Genomic DNA, 17,263 nt, shown 5'->3' with positions numbered 1-17,263 from the left:
GCTCCCCGAGCCGTCAGTCATCGTCGGGGTCGTCGGCGTCATCGGGACCGTCGTCATCGTCATCGTCGTCGTCCACCGGCGGTGGCGGCGGCAGCTGCACCCGGCTCGACGTGGTGGGCTCGCCGGAGGTGCTGGGCTCGCCGGACGTGGTCGGCGGCCCCGACGGCGGCGGGGTCATCTCGCCGGACTCGCCGATGCGCACGACGGGTGCGGTCTCGCGCGGCGGGCTCGGGTCCGAGAGCAGCAGCGTCGCGAGCACGGCCGCGACGGGCAGGGCGAGCACCGCCACGAAGGCGATGACTCGCGGGGTTGGGCTCATACCGGAACTCTCCCGCCCTGAGGAAAGGCCAGGATGAGCCGAAGATGAGGAATTCTTCATCGACGGCTCATCCCGGCCTGGTGTCTACCGCTTGACGACCGCGACGCTGACCTTGTCTCCGTCGCCGACCGAGCCTTCGAACCCGGCCTCGACGGCGCCGTACTCGACGTCGGTCGCGAGCGTCTCGCCCGCGACGAACTGTTCGTGCGCGCGCACGGCCGCGAGCACGTCGTCAGGCGCGTGCACGGTCAGCGTGATCCGGTCGGCGACGTCGAGGCCCGCGTCGCGGCGGGCCTGCTGCACCACGCGCACCAGGTCCCTGGCCACGCCCTCGGCGGTGAGCTCGGGCGTCACCTCGGTGTCGAGCAGCACCAGACCGGAGCCGCCGGGCAGCTCGGCCGCGGCGCCGGGGTCCCTCGCGACGAGGCGTCGCTCGTACTCGCCCTCCAGCAGCTCGATCCCGTCGGCCACCACGGCGCCCTCGGCGGTGGTGCTCCAGTCGCCCGCCTTGACCGCCTTGATCACGCGCTGCACGTCCTTGCCGAGCCTCGGCCCCGCCGCGCGCGCGTTCACCGCGACCTCGAAGCCGCCGTGGGAGGCGACGTCGGTGGTCAGCTCCACGGACTTGACGTTCACCTCGTCGCGGATGATGTCGGCGAACGGCCGCAGCAGCTCTGCGTCCTCCGCGGCCACCAGCAGCTTCGCCAGCGGCAGCCGCACGCGCAGCTTGTTGGCCTTGCGCAGCGACAGCGCCGAGGAGCACACCTGCCGCACCCGGTCCATCGCGGTCACCAGCGCCGCGTCGGCGGGCAGCTCGGACACGCTCGGCCAGTCGGTGAGGTGCACCGAACGGCCACCGGACAGGCCCCGCCACACCGCCTCTGTGGTGAGCGGCAGCAGCGGCGCCGCGGTCCGGCAGACCGCCTCGAGCACGGTGTGCAGGGTGTCGATGGCGTCCTGCTCAGCGGCCCAGAACCGGTCGCGCGAGCGCCGCACGTACCAGTTGGTCAGCACCTCGAGAAAGTCCCGCAGCGTGGCGCACGCGCCCGCGATGTCGTAGTTGTCGAGCGCGTAGCCGACGTCGGTGACCAGTTCCTGAGTCTTGGCGAGCACGTAGCGGTCGAGCACATGCCGCGAGTCCGTGCGGACCGAGCCCTCGACGCCACCGGCACCCGCGTACAGCGCGAGGAAGTAGTACGAGTTCCACAGCGGCAGCACAGCCTGGCGCACGGCGTCGCGGATGCCCTTCTCCGTGACGACCAGGTTCCCGCCGCGCAGGATGGGGCTCGCCATCAGGTACCAGCGCATCGCGTCGGAGCCATCGCGGTCGAAGACCTCGTTGACGTCCGGGTAGTTCCGCAGCGACTTCGACATCTTCTGCCCGTCCGAGCCCAGCACGATGCCGTGCGAGATGCAGGTGCGGAAGGCCGGCCGGTCGAACAGCGCGGTGGCCAGCACGTGCAGCAGGTAGAACCACCCGCGCGTCTGGCCGATGTACTCGACGATGAAGTCGCTCGGGTAGTGGTGCTCGAACCAGTCGGCGTTCTCGAACGGGTAGTGCACCTGCGCGTAGGGCATCGAACCCGAGTCGAACCACACGTCGAGCACGTCGGGGATCCGGCGCATGGTGGACTGCCCGGTCGGGTCGTCCGGGTTCGGCCGGGTCAGCTCGTCGATGTAGGGCCGGTGCAGGTTGTCCAGCCGGACACCGAAGTCGCGCTCCAGCTCGTCGAGCGAGCCGTAGACGTCGGTGCGCGGATAGGTCGGGTCGTCCGACATCCACACCGGGATCGGCGTGCCCCAGTAGCGGTTGCGCGAGATCGACCAGTCCCGCGCGTTCTCCAGCCACTTGCCGAACTGGCCGTCCTTCACGTGCTCCGGGTACCAGGTGATCTGCTGGTTCAGCTCGACCATGCGGTCCTTGAACTCGGTGACCGCCACGAACCACGACGACGCCGCTCGGTAGATCAGCGGGTTGCGGCAGCGCCAGCAGTGCGGGTACGAGTGCTCGTAGGTCTCGTGGCGCAGCAGGATGGCCCCCTGCGCCGCCGCGGAGCCCGTGCCGTTCTTGAGGTCACGGATGATGTTCGGGTTGGCTTCGAAGACGTTCTGGCCCTCGTAGTCGGGGACCTGTGCGTCGAACCGGCCTTTGGCGTCCACCGGCGTCACCGGGGCGATGCCCGCCGCGTCGGTGACGACCTTGTCCTCCTCACCGTAGGCCGGTGCGATGTGGACGATGCCGGTGCCGTCGTCGGTGGTCACGTAGTCGGCGCCGAGCACGCGGTGGGCGTTCTCGTGGCCCACGAAGTACGGGAACGGCGGCACGTAGCGAGTGCCGAGCAGGTCGGCGCCCCGGTACCTCCCGACGAGGGCGGGCTCCTCGCCGAGCTCCTTGGCGTAGGCGGCCACCCTGGCCTCGGCGAGCACGAACCGCCTGCCCTCGCCGTCGGCCACCTGGACGTAGTCGACGTCGGGGTTCACGGCGGTGGCCATGTTCGACGGGACCGTCCACGGCGTGGTCGTCCAGATCAGCAGGTGCGCGCCGTCGAGGTCGTTCTCGTTGCCCTCGACGCGGAAGCCGATGGTCACCGCGGGGTCCTGACGGCTCTGGTAGACGTCGTCGTCCATCCGCAGCTCGTGGTTGGACAGCGGCGTCTCGTCGCGCCAGCAGTACGGCAGCACCCGGTAGCCCTCATAGACGAGGCCCTTGTCCCAGAGCTGCTTGAACGCCCAGATCACCGACTCCATGTAGGTGACGTCGAGCGTCTTGTAGTCGTTGTCGAAGTCCACCCAGCGGGCCTGGCGGGTGACGTACTCCTGCCATTCCTTGGTGTAGCGCAGCACCGACTCGCGGCAGGCGCGGTTGAACTCCGCGATGCCCATCTCGTCGATCTGCGACTTGTCGGTGATGCCCAGCTGACGCTCGGCCTCCAGCTCGGCGGGCAGACCGTGGGTGTCCCAGCCGAAACGGCGCTCGACGCGCTTGCCACGCATGGTCTGGTAACGGGGAACGATGTCCTTGACGTAGCCGGTCAGCAGGTGGCCGTAGTGCGGGAGGCCGTTGGCGAACGGCGGGCCGTCGTAGAAGACGTACTCGTTGGCGCCGTCCGTGCCGGTCTCGCGCGCCTCCACCGTCGCCGCGAACGTGCGGTCGGACTCCCAGTAGGCCAGTACGTCCTTCTCCAGCTCGGGAAACGACGGCTGGGACGGGACCTGGTCGGCCGGCTGCCCGCCGACGGAAGCCTGGGGATACATCCGGGTGTGCTCCTCGCGGTTCATCGTTCTCGTACGGACTCGGTGAGCCCACACGGGGACGACACGGCGCCTCGGGCGCGCGTTCCGCGGTACCACCCCGCTTGCCCACGCGACACGGCGAGGGCCACTCGTTCGGCGGCGATGACGGGCCGCGACCGTCCGGTTCTACTGGGGCGCGGGCGCGCCCGTTCTTCCGGAGGCTCCCCGGTGATGGCCGGATCGACGCCTGTGCCTACCAGATTAACCGGTGTCGGCAAACCTTTTGTGCGCGGCTCCTCGGGGCGAGGAGTTCACTTGCGCGACTTGCGCTTCTCCCGGTGCTGCGCGGCCAGCGTGGCGTCGGGGCCGCAGAGCGCGCACGGCGTGAAGCCGAGCTCGCGAGCCTCCTTCGCGGGCAGCGGGATCGTGTCCTTGGTCTCGAGCCACGTGCAGCCGCTGACGTGGTAGCGCGGGAACTCGTCCACCACGAGGACCTCCGTCTCGAGCGACGAGATCACGAGCAGGTCCGCGGCATCGGTCTGTTCTTCGGCAGGCTCGCCCGCGACGGTCTTGAGCTCACCCGAGGCCGGCAGCAGCGCCGTCTGGTCCTCTCGCTCGGCCTCGGTCTCCGGCTCGGACTCCTCGTCGTCGTCTTCGTCGGAGTCGTCGGCATCGGTGTCGGCGTCGGTCGTGCTCGACGCCGGCTTCGCCGAACGCCTGCGCAGCCACTCGACGAGCAACACGAGCCCCGCCAGGACCGAGAACCCGACGGACACCCAGGCCCACAGCGAGTCGGCGGTGATGAGCGATGTGACCACCAGTCCGAGGGCGGCCAGCACCAGGATGAGGACGAAGTAGAGCACGGTGAATTACAACACGAGGGAAATGCAAAACGGCCCCGACCCTCCCACTGGGAGTGTCGGAACCGTTTCGTTGCGCGAGGTGAAGCGGGCGTCAGCCTGCTTCCGCACGGGGACCGAAGGAGTAGCCCTGGCCGCTGTTGGCGCCGGAGCCGCCGTTGCCGGACTGGCCCGACGCGGACGAGGACGCGGACGCGGGGGCCGCGGAACCACGGTCGTCGAGCTCACGCAGCTGGGACTCGAGGAACCCACGCAACCTCGTGCGGTACTCCCGCTCGATGGTGCGCAACTCCTCGATCTTCTTGTTCAGCGCGCCCTTTTCGGTGTTCAGGTTGTTCATCGTCTCGGTGTACTTGCGCTGCGCCTCGCGATCCAAGGTCGTTGCCTTGTCGCGGGCCTGGCGTTCGAGGGTCTCCGCCCTCGTCCGCGCGTCGTTCAACATGGTCTCCGCACGCGTACGTGCTTCATTGACCATCGAGTCCGCCTTCGAGCGGGCGTCGGAGAGCAACTGCTCCGACTTGGTCCGCGCCTCGGCGAGCATGCCGTCGGACTCGGTCTTGGCCTCGGCGGTCAGCCGGTCTGCCATCTCCTGGGCGAGGCCGAGAACCTTCGCCGCCTGGACGTTGGGCTCACCGCTGTCCCCCATGAAGCCGTGTGCCTGCGTCTGCTCCATCGACGAGGGCGGGGGCACGGGCGCCAGCCTGCGCGAAGGAGGCTCTGCCGGGGCCTGAGGAGCGGCGCCGACACCGGCCTTCGCGGACTCCAGCTCGCTACGGGTCGATTCCAACTCCGCATCGAGCTGCTCGACCTGCTGGCGCAGCTCGTTATTGTCCTCTATCAATCGGGCAAGTTCGGTCTCCACCAGGTCGAGGAACGCATCCACCTCGTCCTCGTTGTAGCCCCGCTTGCCGATTGGAGGCTTGCTGAACGCGACGTTATGCACGTCCGCAGGGGTCAACGACATCTGATCACCTCACGCACTCCATGGCCTTGCCGGACACCCGGGTTCCCCGTTACCCGGGATACGCCAGTTGCATCAGTATGAACACAACCAACAGCAGCACCATAATCGATAAGTCCAGCCCCACGCCGCCGATCCGCACTATCGGAATAATCCGGCGGACGAGTCGAACCGGTGGGTCCGTCACTGTGTAGATGGTCTCGAGCGTGACCGCAACCCCTCCGACGGGGCGCCACTCGCGGGCGAACGCTCGAACCAGCTCCACCACGATACGTGCCGTGAGCAGGAGCCAGAAGGCAAAGAGCAGCCAATAAAGGATCAACCGGACCGCATCCACGACACCACTCTGCCACACCCCGAACTCGCGCTCAGTGGCGGAGGAACAGTCCGCCCTCGGCGATGCGCCTGCGGTCCTCCGCCGTCACGTCAACATCGGGCGGTGAGAGCAAGAACACCTTGTTGGTGACCTTGTCCATGGACCCACGAAGCGCGAATGCCAGCCCCGCCGCGAAGTCGACAAGTCGCTTCGCGTCGGCGTTGTCCATCTGTGTGAGATTGATGATCACCGGGGCACCGTCGCGGTACGCCTCACCGATCTCCCGAGCCTCGAAGTAGCTCTTGGGGTGCAGCGTGGTGATCCGGCTCAGCGCGTCCCGGCCGGCCGACGACGCCGACGACAGAGCCGGCTCCGGCGCGGGGCGCAGCCGCGAGACCGGTTCCGGCTGCCGGTCGACGGCCAGCGCTCCGTGCGTCGAAGGCTCGCTCGCCGGCGCAGAACGGCGCGCGCGCACCGGCTCCGCCTCGTCGAACTCGTCCATGACGTGGTAGCGAGGCCGCGCGCGGCGCGACTCGGCGTACTGGGGCTCGTCGTACCGGTCGTAGTCGTCCTCATCGGAGTAACCGCGCCGGTAGTCGTCATCGAAGTCGTACTCGTCCTCGGCTGGGACCATCCCGAAGTAGGCCTTCAGCTTCTGCAGCGCGCTCATGCCCCTCCTCCGCCCTTCACGGCAGATCCATCCTGACGCTGAGTCACGCGCATGGATGCCGCTGTGGGTGAACCTCTCTATGGCGAGGCTAGACCGCGACCCCCGAGCAACGCAGTTCCGACACGCACACACGTCGAGCCGTGCGCAATAGCCTCATCGAGGTCACCGCTCATACCAGCGGAAATCTCGGTCGCGTCGGGATGATCACGACGAAGTGCCTCGGCGGCGCGCGCCAGCCGCTCGAACGCGCGGGCAGGCTCCTCGCCGAGCGGAGCGACCGCCATCAGTCCCCGCAAGTGGAGAATGTCACTCGACCGGGCGATTCGCTCCGTGAGCGCGGGCACCTCCGCGAGCGGGCAACCGCCGCGCGCGGGATCGTCGTCCAGGCTCACCTGCACCAGCACGTCGAGCGGGCCCTCGCGTTCCCCCGCGTCGAGCGCCGTCGGCACGGCCTTCGCGAGCGCGTCGGCGAGCCGGGGCGAGTCGACGGTCTGCACCACCGACGCCCACCCGGCCACCGAGCGGGCCTTGTTGCGCTGCAGGCTGCCGACCATGTGCCAGCGCACGGCCGCGTCGGGGCGAAGGTCCGCGACCGCGCGAGTCTTGGCGGCCGCCTCCTGGTCGCGGTTCTCGGCGAGCTCGGTCAGGCCGAGGTCGGTGAGCAGCGCCGCGTCCTCCGCGGGAAACGTCTTGGTGACGGCGAGCAGGCGGACATCGCCGGGCTCGCGTCCCGCCGCCTCGCACGCCGCGTCGATCCGCTCGCGGACGGCGGTGAGGTTCTCTGCCAGTTCGCGGCGCCGGTCCATGTCGCTCAGTCCTCGGTCCACGTGACGCCCGCGATGCGGCCGGTCGGCGCCTGCCTGCGGTGGCTGAACAACGTGTCGTCCTCGAAGGTGCACCGGGGATCGACGCCGATCCGGCCGACCCCGAGATCGGCGAGCTGCTGCCACAGGCCCGCCCGCAGGTCGAGGCCCGCGGTGCCCTTGCGGCTGCGGCACTTGCTGCCGGGCAGGTGCGCCTCCACGTCGTCGGCCATCTCGGGCGGCACCTCATAACACTCGCCGCACACCGACGGGCCGAGCAGCGCCTCGATCCGGTGCGGCTCGGCGCCCAGCGAGCGCATCGTCTCGACCGCGGCGGGCACCACGCCGACTCTCGCGCCGACCCGGCCGGCGTGGACGGCGGCCACGACCCCGGCCTCGGCGTCACCGAGCAGCACGGGTACGCAGTCGGCGACGAGCACGACGAGCGCGACACCACGCCGGTCGGTCACGAGCGCGTCGGTGGCCTCGGCAGGCTCGGTCTCGGTGCCGTCGACGACGGTCACCGTGCGGCCGTGGACCTGTTCCATCCAGGCGATCCGGTCCGGGCGCAGGCCGAGCTCGGTGGCGAGCCGCTCGCGGTTGGCGGTGACGGCGGCGGGGTCGTCGCCGACGTGGTCACCGAGGTTGAAGGAGTCGTACGGGGCCGTGGACGCACCGCCCGCCCTGGTCGTGACCACTCGCCGGATGCGCAAGACGCCAACCCTTCCCAATCTTTCTTCTGCCTCGTCGTCCCCGAGCCTAATAAAGGCCCCCGAGGGCGTTCCGGTGGTGGAACGCCCTCGGGGGCCTGAACTGAAGCGTGGGTCAGCGGCGCATGAACGGCGGAACGTCGACGTCGTCGTCGGACGGGTCGTCGGTCACCGGAAACGCCCTGCTGGGCAGGCTGCCCTGCGAACGCGGAGCCGTCGGGGACGCGGGCGGCACGTAGCCGCTGCGGTTGCCCGCACCCGCCTGCGGCGGCAGCGATCCCGACTGCGAGCCGTGCCCGTTGCCGGCCACCGGGTTCTGGGTGCGCGACACCGGCGGCGTCGGCTGCCCGCCACCACCGCCGACGGGCGGGGTCGCGCTGGGCCTGGTCTGCGGTTCGGCGGCGCCGCCCACCTGACCCGCCTCCGCGGTGGCCGTGGAGCCGCCGCGGGTGTTGAACGAGCCAGGGTCGAGCTTCTTGTGCGTCGGAGCGCCCGCGTCGAACCCGGCCGCTATCACCGTCACCCGCACCTCGTCGCCGAGCGAGTCGTCGATGATCGTTCCGAAGATGATGTTCGCCTCGGGGTGAGCCGACTCCTGTACCAGCGACGCGGCCTCGTTGATCTCGAACAGCCCCAGGTCGGAGCCACCCGCGATCGACAGCAGCGCGCCGTGCGCACCGTCCATGGACGCCTCGAGCAGCGGCGAGTTGATCGCCTTCTCCGCGGCCTGCACGGCGCGACCCTCGCCGCGCGCCGAGCCGATGCCCATCAGAGCGCTGCCCGCACCCGACATCACGCTCTTGACGTCGGCGAAGTCCAGGTTGATCAGACCGGGGGTGGTGATGAGGTCGGTGATGCCCTGCACACCGGAGAGCAGCACCTCGTCGGCCGAGCGGAAGGCGTCCATCAGCGAGACGCCGATGTCGCCGAGCTGCAGCAGCCGGTCGTTGGGGATCACGATCAGCGTGTCGCACTCGTTGCGCAGCGACTGGATCCCCTCTTCGGCCTGCCTGCCACGGCGCTTGCCCTCGAAGGAGAACGGCCTCGTGACCACGCCGATCGTGAGCGCGCCGAGCTTGCGCGCGATCTGCGCGACGACGGGAGCGCCACCGGTACCGGTGCCACCGCCCTCGCCTGCGGTCACGAACACCATGTCGGCGCCCTTGAGGACCTCTTCGATCTCTTCGCGGTGGTCCTCGGCGGCCTTCTGCCCGACCTCGGGGGCCGCGCCGGCGCCGAGGCCGCGGGTCAGTTCCCTGCCGATGTCGAGCTTCACGTCGGCGTCGGACATCAACAGCGCCTGCGCGTCCGTGTTCACCGCGATGAACTCGACGCCTTTGAGGCCGACCTCGATCATCCGGTTCACGGCGTTCACGCCGCCGCCGCCGATACCGACGACCTTGATCACCGCGAGGTAATTGTGCGGGGGCGTCATCGGGTTCGCCTTCCTGATCGTGGTGCTGTCCCTGCCTCCGCTGGAGGTCGACGGAATCTGGGTGAGGTTGAACCGTGTCCCCAAAAACTCTCAACCTCTAGTCGAGGCTTAGAGCTATGTCAACTACCAACGTTGATGTAGGACGGTAGGCATCGGAAAGGCCCGAATCCAGGAGCCACGCCGTGTGTCGCGGACGTCATTCGACACAACGTCTTTTCCGTGTCTTCTTCACGTTCTCGCGGCACCGGCGCTCAGGCGGGCATGTCGACCCTGAGGATCGGCGCCCCGGAGGGTGCGCCGGTCGGCGAGCCGCCCTGCTGTTCCACCGTCACCGCCATCCCGCGGGCCGTGTCGACCCCGTCGGCGCCGTTGGCGAGCAGCATCTCATCCGGCGGCAGCACCCCGGCGGAATGCATCTCGCCGTCCGGCTGGAGCAGCCACAGCTCGTAGTCGTGGCCCTGCTCAGCGGGCGGGAGGCCGCCGCCGAGCACCATCATGGCCTCGCGGGAGCGCGACACCAGCACCGTGGCCGACCCGCCGATGGTGGACTGCGCGTGCTCCACCCGCACGTCCGAGGCCGTGAGCAGGTCGGAGACCGGGGCGTAGCGGCCCGAGGCCTGCTCGATCTGCTGCTGGGCGGCGTCGTACTGGTTCTGGGCCCGCAACGCCAGGCCGCCGAACACCCCCGCCAGCGCGAGCCCGACCACGGCGGCCGCGGCCGCGGTGAGCATCGCCCACCTCGGCACTCCGGTGTCCCGGCTGGCACGCTTCGGCTCCGCGTCCGCGGCGGGCGGCACCTGCCGGGTGGCCCTGATCTCGGCCAGCACCCTGCCCTTCAGCTCGGGCGGCGGCTCCAGCGCGGCGGCCTCGCCGAGCCGGGCGGCGGTCGCCTGCAGCTCGCGCACCTCCTGCCTGCACGAGTGGCACTCGCTGAGATGCCGGCGGAAGCGAGCACTCTCGTGCTCGTCCAGCGCGTTGAGCGCATAGGCGCCCGCGAGCGTGTGCAGATCGGGCGAGGTCATGCGATCACCCCCAGGCAGTCCCGCAACCGGATCAAACCATCGCGCAGGCGGGTCTTGACGGTCCCCTGTGGCGTAGCGAGGACCTCCGCGACCTCGCGGTACGTGTAGCCCTGGTAGTAGGCCAGCAGCACGGACTCGCGTTGCAGCTCGGTCAGGTTCCCGAGACAACGGCGGACCTGCCTGCGTTCCCAGCGGCTGGTGACCTCCTCCGAGACCTCGTCGAAGGGCCGTGCCCTGCCCGCCTCGAAGGTGGCCCGCTGCTCACGGTCGGTGCCCGCCCTCGCCGAGCGGACCCTGTCGACGGCCCGCCGGTGCGCGAGCGTCAGCGCCCAGTTGAGCGCGCCGCCCTTGTCCGGCGCGTACCGCGTGGCGGTACGCCAGAGCTCGACCAGCACCTCCTGGGCCACTTCCTCCGACTGGGCGGGGTCGCGCAGCACCCGCCGCACAACGCCGAAGATCGGGGCGGCGAACCGCTCGTAGAGCTGTTCGAAGGCGCGCTCGTCGCCCTTGGCGACCTCGACGAGCAACTCCTCGTTCGTGGGTTCGTCCCGCTGCGCACCAGCGATCTCCGGCCCCGCGTCCGGCTCGTCCATGGGGCCTTCCCGGCCTCGCCTGCCCGTGTTGTGCACGCTAGTCGTTCGGAGCAGACGCACATTCGGATTGGCCTCGACCGCAAACCGTGGGTGAGTGCGCTCACCCACCGCCCACAGTGGACGTGACTCTCACGACACGGTCGGCAGCTCCGGGCTCGACACGTCGAAGACCTTGCCCTCGCGCGTCATGAGCGCGGCGAGGACCTTCGCCTTGCGGTCGGTCTGCTGGGCGTCACCCCACCGCACGACCTTGCCACCCTCGAGCGTGAACTCGACGCTGCCGGGGGTGTCGGCCCGCACGACGGTGACCCGCTCGCGCAGCTGCCCCGGCAGCGAGTCGAGCACCTCGGTCACCGCGCTGGTCGCGGGGTCGTTCGGCCCGACCTCGGAGAGCTTCAGCTCGGGGAAACCCTCGGGCGGCTCGCCGACCTGCTTGTAGACCACGCCGCCGGTGTCGACGAGGTACAGGGCCTCACCCGTGTTGTAGAAGCCGATCGGGGTCCGTTCGGTCACGGCGATCTCGATCGTCGAGGGCCACGAGCGCGACACGTCGACGGTGGCCACGCCGGGCAGCGTCGCGACGCGATCGGCGATCTCGTCGGTGTCCACCCGCAGCATCGCGCGCCGGTCGGGCACCTTCGCGACCTCGCGGACCTGGTCGGCCGAGATGCTCTGGGTGCCGACGACCTCGACCGAACGCACTCCGAGCAGCGAGGTGAAGAAGAGAATGTAGACCAGCGCGGCCGCCGTGAGCAGGCCCAGCAGCGCCACCCAGCGACGGCGCAGCGCCTTGCGCCGGGACACACCCGTGCCGGTGCGGGTCCTCGCGTTCTCCGGCCTTCGACCACGACGGCTGCGCACCTGCTCGGTCGTGCGCCGTCGCGACGGCGTCCGCCGTGCCGGACGCTGTCCCGCGCGCTGCCTCGTCGTGGTCATGGCGGCCGCCCGTTACGCGCCGCGGCGGTCGAGTTCGGCGAGGATCTCGGGGCCCAGCTGCGTGACGTCGCCCGCGCCCATCGTGACCAGCAGGTCGCCGGGCTTGACGAGGTCGGCGGCCAGTGCGGCCGCCCTGTCGAACGCGGGCTCGTAGTGCACGGCCGCGCCCGCGATGCGCTCGGCGACGAGCTCGCCGGTGACACCGGGCTCCGGCTCCTCACGGGCGCCGTAGACGTCGAGCAGGATCACCTCGTCGGCCAGGCCGAGCGCCTCGGCGAACTCGGTCGCGAAGGCCTTGGTGCGCGAGTACAGGTGCGGCTGGAAGACCACGATGACCCGGCCGAGGCCCGCCGCGTGGCGCACGGCGCGCAGCTGTGCGGCGACCTCCGTGGGGTGGTGGGCGTAGTCGTCGTAGACCCGCACGTCGGCCGCGCGGCCCTTGAACTCGAAGCGCCTGCGCACCCCGCCGAACGCGGCCAGCCCCTCGGCCAGCTCGTCGGCGGGCGCGCCCAGCTCGAGCCCGGCCAGCAGCGCGGCGACGGCGTTGAGCGCCATGTGCTCGCCGGGCACGGCGACCCGCACGGCGAGCTCGTCGCCGCCGAGGGCGACCCGCACCGTGCCGCCGTCCTCGCCGGGCGCGTAGTCGAGCACCCGCGCGTCGTCGGCGCCGGTGGCCGAGCGGCCGTAGCGGCGCACGCGCACACCGGCGGCCTCGGCGTGCGCGGCGAGCTCGTTGGCCGGCGCGTCGTCGGCGCACACGATCAGCACGCCGTCCGGCTCGATGCGCTCCACGAACCGCGTGAACACCGCGACGTAGGCCTCGGCGGTGCCGTGGTGGTCGAGGTGGTCGGGCTCGACGTTGGTCACGACGGCGACCGACGGCGAGTAGGTGAGGAACGAGCCGTCGCTCTCGTCGGCCTCGGCGACGAACAGCCCGCCCTCGCCGTGGTGTGCGTTGGCTCCGGACTCGTTGAGGTCGCCGCCGATGGCGAACGACGGGTCGAGCCTGCAGTGCTGCAGCGCGACGGTGAGCATCGACGTGGTCGACGTCTTGCCGTGCGTGCCCGCGATGCACGCCGTCCGGTGGCCCTCCATGAGGGCCGCGAGCGCCTGCGCCCGGTGCAGCACCGGGACGCCGCGCTCCCTGGCGGCGACGAGCTCGGGGTTGGTGTCCTTGATGGCGGTGGAGACGATCACGGCCGACGGTCCGCCCTCGAACGCGTCGAGGTTCTCCGCGCTCTGCCCCACCTCGATGCGGGCGCCCTGCGCGCGCAGCGTGAGGAACGCGCGCGAGTCCTTCGCGTCCGAACCGGACACCTGCGCGCCGCGGGCCAGCAGGATGCGGGCGATGCCGCTCATCCCGGCACCGCCGATCCCGATCAGATGGGCGCGTCGCAGCTCATCGCGAAGTTCCATGTCCCCCAGCCTCCAGCACCAGTTTCGCCAGCACCTCGTCCGCCTCACGATGCCCGAGTGACACCGCGGCCGCACTCATCTTCGCGAGCCGCTCCGGGTCGGTGGCGAGCGGGAGCACCAGCTCGGTCACCTTGTCCGGGGTCAGCTCGCCGTCGGGCACGAGCAGCGCGGCGCCCGCGTCGACGGCGGGCTCGGCGTTGAGCGCCTGCTCGCCGTTGCCGATGGGCAGCGGCACGAACACCGCGGGCAGGCCGACGGCCGACACCTCGGCGACGGTCATCGCGCCCGAGCGGCACAGCACCAGGTCGGCCGCGGCGTAGGCGAGGTCCATGCGCTCGAGGTACGGCACGGGGACGTAGGAGGGCCTGCCGGGGTACTCGCGCACCGCCACGGTGTTCTTCGGGCCGTGCGCGTGCAGCACGCCGACGCCCGCGTCGGCGAACTCCTTCGCCGCACCGGAGACCGCCGTGTTGATCGAGCGCGCGCCCTGGGAGCCACCGAAGACCAGCAGTGTGGGCGCGTCCGGGTCGAGGCCGAAGTGACTGCGCGCCTCGGCCCGCAGCGCGGCCCTGTCCAGCGAGGTGATGGAGTGCCGCAGCGGGATGCCGACCACCTCGGATCCCGGCAGCGTCGTGCCGGGCACCGCGACGGCGACCTTCGAGGCGAACCTGGCCCCGACCTTGTTGGCGAGCCCGGCGTGCTTGTTGGCCTCGTGCACCACGATCGGCACGCGCCCGCGCGCGGCCAGGTAGGCGGGCAGCGCGACGTAGCCGCCGAAGCCCACCACCACGTCGGCGCCGACGCGGTCGAGCACCTCGCGGGTGCGGCGCACCGAGTCGCGGACCTTGAGCGGCAGGCGCAGCAGCTCGGGCGTCGGCTTGCGCGGCATCGGCACGGGCGGAATGAGTTCGAGCGGATAGCCACGGGCGGGCACGAGCCGGTTCTCCAGCCCCCGCTCCGTGCCGAGCGCCACGACCTTGGCGTCGGGCCTCAGGCGCATCACGGCGTCGGCGAGCGCGAGCGCCGGTTCGATGTGGCCCGCCGTGCCTCCTCCCGCGACGACCACGGTCGGTGCCGCTGTCGAAGCGGCCTTCTCGCCCCCAGGTACGGGCTGGCTCACCTGCGTCCTCTCCGCGTTTGCGTTCCTCGTCGGGCGCCGCCTCGTGGCGTGCTCCGTCGACCGTACTCCGGCGCGGCTCGCCTGCGATCGGGCGTCGACGCCGAGCGTGCGCTGCGGGCGGCGGGCCTGCCGCCCTTGGCCGGGGCGCCCCGGCCGCTGCCCCTGCGCTTGGCGGGAGGGCGGTACGGGTCCGGCGCGGGCAGCCGCATCAGACGGCCGAACTTACCGGGTCCCTGCGTGCGCAGTGCCGCGACCGCCTCCGGTTCGTGCCGCGCGCAGTTGGCGAGGATGCCGAACAGCAGCATCGTCACGAGCAGCGAGGTGCCGCCGTAGGAGATCATCGGCAGCGTCACGCCCGTGACAGGCAGCAGGCCGACCACGTAGCCGATGTTGATGGCGGCCTGCGCCACCAGCCACACCGTCAGCGTGCCCGCGACGATGCGGATCCACGGGTCGAGGTTGCGCACCGCGATGCGCAGGCCCACGAACGCGAGCAGACCGAACAGGCTGATCACCACGACGGAGCCGACGAAGCCGAGCTCCTCGCCGATGAGGGCGAAGATGAAGTCGTGCTGCACGTTGGGCAGGTACGCCCACTTGGACTGGCCCTGCCCGAGTCCCTTGCCGAACAGGCCGCCGTCGGCCAGCGCGTACAGCGCCTGGTTGGCCTGCAGCCCCTTGCCGAGCGGGTCCTCGTCGGGGTTGAGGAACGTCATCACGCGGTCGAGCCGGTACTGGGCGACCAGCGCGAGGGTGACCACGCCGGCGACCCCGGCCGCGAAGATCACCCCGAACAGCCGTTTCGGCGCGCCCGCGAACCACAGCAGGGAGACGAGCACGACGCCGAGCGTGATCGTGCCGCCCAGGTCGGGCTGGGCCATCACGAGCGCGAACATCAGCAGCGCCACCGGCACGAGCGGCACGAGCAGGTGACGCCACTGGTGCAGGACGTTGTACTTCACCACGAGGATGTGCGCACCCCACAGCGCGAGCGCGACCTTGGCGACCTCGACGGGCTGCAGGGACAACGGCCCGATCACGAACCAGCCCTGGGAGCCGTTGACGCTGCGGCCCAGCGGGGTGAGCACGAGTGCCAGCAGGCCGAGGCAGACGACCACGCCTGCGGACGACAGTGTCCGGATGCGTTTGAGCGGCACGCGCACGCCGAGCCAGAACACCACCGTGCCGATCAGGCAGAACAGCACGTGCCGCTGGAACAGGGCGTAGACGCTGGAGTCGCTGCCAGGGCTGTACGACGAAACCGACGAGGCCGACAGCACCATCACGATGCCGATCGCACCGAGCATGCCGCACGTGGCGAGGATCAGGTGGAAGTCGGCCAGCGGCCGGGAGAGCCACGCGGTGAGCGCGCTGCGGACCGCCGCGAACCCGCGTTCGGCCCGCTCGCGTCTGCGACGGGGGACGCCCTCACGCCGTTCGTCGCCGCTGCTTCGGGCCTCGTCAACCGCCGTCACGGGGGTGCTGCCCTCTCAGCGCGCCCACGGCAGCGGCGAACGCGTCTCCACGCGCCGCGTAGTCGCGGAACATGTCCAGCGACGCGGCAGCGGGCGCGAGCAGCACCGCATCACCCGGGTGCGCCAAGGCGCGGGCCACCGTCACCGCCGAAGTCATGGGCTCATGGTCACCCGGACTCAGCCGCTTCACCGGGACATCCGGCGCGTGTCGCGCAACAGCGGTGGCGATCACGTCGGCGTCGGCGCCCAGCAGCACCACCGCACGCAGGCGCCCGGCGACCGTCGCCACCAGCTCCTCGACCGACGCGCCCTTGAGCAGGCCGCCCGCGATCCACACCACGGAGGGGTGCGCGAGCAGCGACCCGGCCGCCGCGTGCGGGTTGGTGGCCTTCGAGTCGTTGACGTAGCGGACGCCGTCGATCTCGGCGACCTCGACGGCGCGGTGCGCGCCGGGCCGGAACGCGCGCAGCCCCTCGGCGATCTTCCCGGCCTCGACGCCGTACGCCCTGGCCAGCGCGGCCGCGGCCAGCGCGTTCGCCACGTTGTGCGGCCCGCCTGGGCGCACGTCGGTGAGGTACGCGAGCTCGTCGGCGGTGGTGGCCGGATCGGCGACGAACGCGCGGTCGACCAGCAGGTCCTCCACCACGCCCAGCTCACCTGGCCGCGGGGTGTCGAGCCGGAACCCGACGTGCGCCGCGCCCTCGGGCGCGTGCGCGGAGGCCAGCCGCACCGAGGTGGCATCGGCGGTGTTGTGCACGACCGTGGCGGAATGGTCGTGGATCTTGCCCTTGGCCTCGGCGTAGGCGTCGAGGCCGCCGTGCCAGTCGAGGTGGTCCTCGGCGACGTTGAGCACCACCGACGCCGTCGGCGCGAGCGTATTCGACCAGTGCAGCTGGAAGCTCGACAACTCCACCGCCAGCGCCTCGTGCCCCGCCAGCACGGCGTCGAGCACGGCGAAGCCGACGTTGCCGCAGGCCACAGCGTTCACCCCGGCCGTGCGCAGGATGGCCTCGAGCATGCCGACGGTGGTGGTCTTGCCGTTGGTGCCGGTGACGGCGAGCCACGCGGGCGGGTTCTCCCTGCGCTGCGAGATCCGCCAGGCCAGCTCGACGTCGCCGATGACCTCGACGCCGCGCGCTGCCGCCGCGGTGAGCAGCGGCGCGTCGGGGCGCCAGCCGGGGCTGGTGACGACCAGGTCGGTGTCCTCGGGCGGTTCGGCGAGACCGGGGACCAGCGTGGCGCCGAGCCCGTCGAGCTCGGCGAGCCGCTCCGCGTTGCCGTCGGTGACCGTGACCTCGGCGCCGAGCGCGGTCAGCGCGGCGGTCACCGACTTCCCGGTGACCCCGGCGCCCGCCACGAGCACGCTCCTCCCCGCAGCGTCCGCGAGGTCCAT

At 71.1% G+C, this 17,263-nt stretch carries 16 protein-coding genes; all 16 read right to left on the bottom strand.

Translation table 11 applies throughout. The annotated features are described in order from the left end of the window. Positions 1-13 precede the first annotated feature (13 nt). The 16 genes from JHE00_RS29020 to murD all read right to left on the bottom strand — a co-directional run bounded on the left by JHE00_RS29020 (position 14) and on the right by murD (position 17,263). A complete protein-coding gene (locus JHE00_RS29020) occupies positions 14-319 on the bottom strand; it encodes a hypothetical protein (RefSeq protein WP_200324276.1) in 306 nt (101 codons plus the stop codon). An 84-nt stretch (positions 320-403) separates the two neighbouring features. Further along, entirely contained in the window at positions 404-3,574 is a 3,171-nt protein-coding gene (gene ileS, locus JHE00_RS29015) for an isoleucine--tRNA ligase (protein ID WP_230425165.1), read from the bottom strand. A gap of 290 nt (positions 3,575-3,864) precedes the next feature. Continuing rightward, a complete protein-coding gene (locus JHE00_RS29010) occupies positions 3,865-4,416 on the bottom strand; it encodes a hypothetical protein (RefSeq protein ID WP_200324272.1) in 552 nt (183 codons plus the stop codon). A gap of 91 nt (positions 4,417-4,507) precedes the next feature. Continuing rightward, positions 4,508-5,377 carry a DivIVA-like cell division protein Wag31 gene (wag31, locus tag JHE00_RS29005; protein WP_200324269.1) on the bottom strand — a complete coding sequence of 290 codons (870 nt, stop codon included), beginning with the start codon at positions 5,375-5,377 and terminating at the stop codon, positions 4,508-4,510. 49 nt (positions 5,378-5,426) lie between these two features. Further along, positions 5,427-5,711: a YggT family protein gene (locus JHE00_RS29000; protein WP_200324266.1), complete on the bottom strand. Its 285-nt coding sequence runs from the start codon at positions 5,709-5,711 to the stop codon at positions 5,427-5,429. 31 nt (positions 5,712-5,742) lie between these two features. Then, positions 5,743-6,360, bottom strand: a complete 618-nt coding sequence (locus tag JHE00_RS28995) for a cell division protein SepF (RefSeq protein ID WP_200324264.1) — start codon at positions 6,358-6,360, stop codon at positions 5,743-5,745. A 77-nt stretch (positions 6,361-6,437) separates the two neighbouring features. Beyond that, positions 6,438-7,166 (bottom strand): YggS family pyridoxal phosphate-dependent enzyme, encoded by a 729-nt coding sequence (locus JHE00_RS28990; RefSeq protein ID WP_200324262.1) that lies wholly within the window; start codon positions 7,164-7,166, stop codon positions 6,438-6,440. A gap of 5 nt (positions 7,167-7,171) precedes the next feature. Beyond that, entirely contained in the window at positions 7,172-7,876 is a 705-nt protein-coding gene (pgeF, locus tag JHE00_RS28985) for a peptidoglycan editing factor PgeF (protein WP_200324260.1), read from the bottom strand. 112 nt (positions 7,877-7,988) lie between these two features. Further along, positions 7,989-9,308: a cell division protein FtsZ gene (ftsZ, locus tag JHE00_RS28980; protein ID WP_200324258.1), complete on the bottom strand. Its 1,320-nt coding sequence runs from the start codon at positions 9,306-9,308 to the stop codon at positions 7,989-7,991. A 251-nt stretch (positions 9,309-9,559) separates the two neighbouring features. Next, positions 9,560-10,330, bottom strand: coding sequence for an anti-sigma factor (locus JHE00_RS28975; protein WP_200324256.1), 771 nt, complete (start codon positions 10,328-10,330; stop codon positions 9,560-9,562). Then, positions 10,327-10,923 (bottom strand): ECF RNA polymerase sigma factor SigK, encoded by a 597-nt coding sequence (gene sigK, locus JHE00_RS28970; protein WP_200324254.1) that lies wholly within the window; start codon positions 10,921-10,923, stop codon positions 10,327-10,329. The genes JHE00_RS28975 and sigK overlap by 4 nt, the downstream gene beginning before the upstream one ends. 129 nt (positions 10,924-11,052) lie before the next feature. Further along, positions 11,053-11,859 (bottom strand): cell division protein FtsQ/DivIB, encoded by an 807-nt coding sequence (locus tag JHE00_RS28965; protein WP_200324252.1) that lies wholly within the window; start codon positions 11,857-11,859, stop codon positions 11,053-11,055. Between the two features lie 12 nt (positions 11,860-11,871). Further along, a complete protein-coding gene (gene murC / locus JHE00_RS28960; RefSeq protein WP_200324250.1) occupies positions 11,872-13,275 on the bottom strand; it encodes a UDP-N-acetylmuramate--L-alanine ligase in 1,404 nt (467 codons plus the stop codon). Then, on the bottom strand, positions 13,259-14,395 hold the full coding sequence (gene murG / locus JHE00_RS28955) for an undecaprenyldiphospho-muramoylpentapeptide beta-N-acetylglucosaminyltransferase (protein ID WP_200324248.1): 1,137 nt from the start codon (positions 14,393-14,395) through the stop codon (positions 13,259-13,261). Before murG ends, murC begins: the two co-directional genes overlap by 17 nt. After that, a complete protein-coding gene (gene ftsW, locus JHE00_RS28950; protein ID WP_200324246.1) occupies positions 14,392-15,870 on the bottom strand; it encodes a putative lipid II flippase FtsW in 1,479 nt (492 codons plus the stop codon). Before ftsW ends, murG begins: the two co-directional genes overlap by 4 nt. Continuing rightward, on the bottom strand, positions 15,857-17,263 hold the full coding sequence (gene murD / locus JHE00_RS28945; RefSeq protein WP_200324244.1) for a UDP-N-acetylmuramoyl-L-alanine--D-glutamate ligase: 1,407 nt from the start codon (positions 17,261-17,263) through the stop codon (positions 15,857-15,859). Before murD ends, ftsW begins: the two co-directional genes overlap by 14 nt.

Origin of the sequence: Prauserella cavernicola, assembly GCF_016595675.1 — a bacterium.
Taxonomy (GTDB): Bacteria; Actinomycetota; Actinomycetes; order Mycobacteriales; family Pseudonocardiaceae; genus Prauserella_A; species Prauserella_A cavernicola.
The sequence above is the reverse complement of the archived record's forward strand: the minus strand, read 5'-3'. Positions and strand labels throughout refer to the sequence as shown.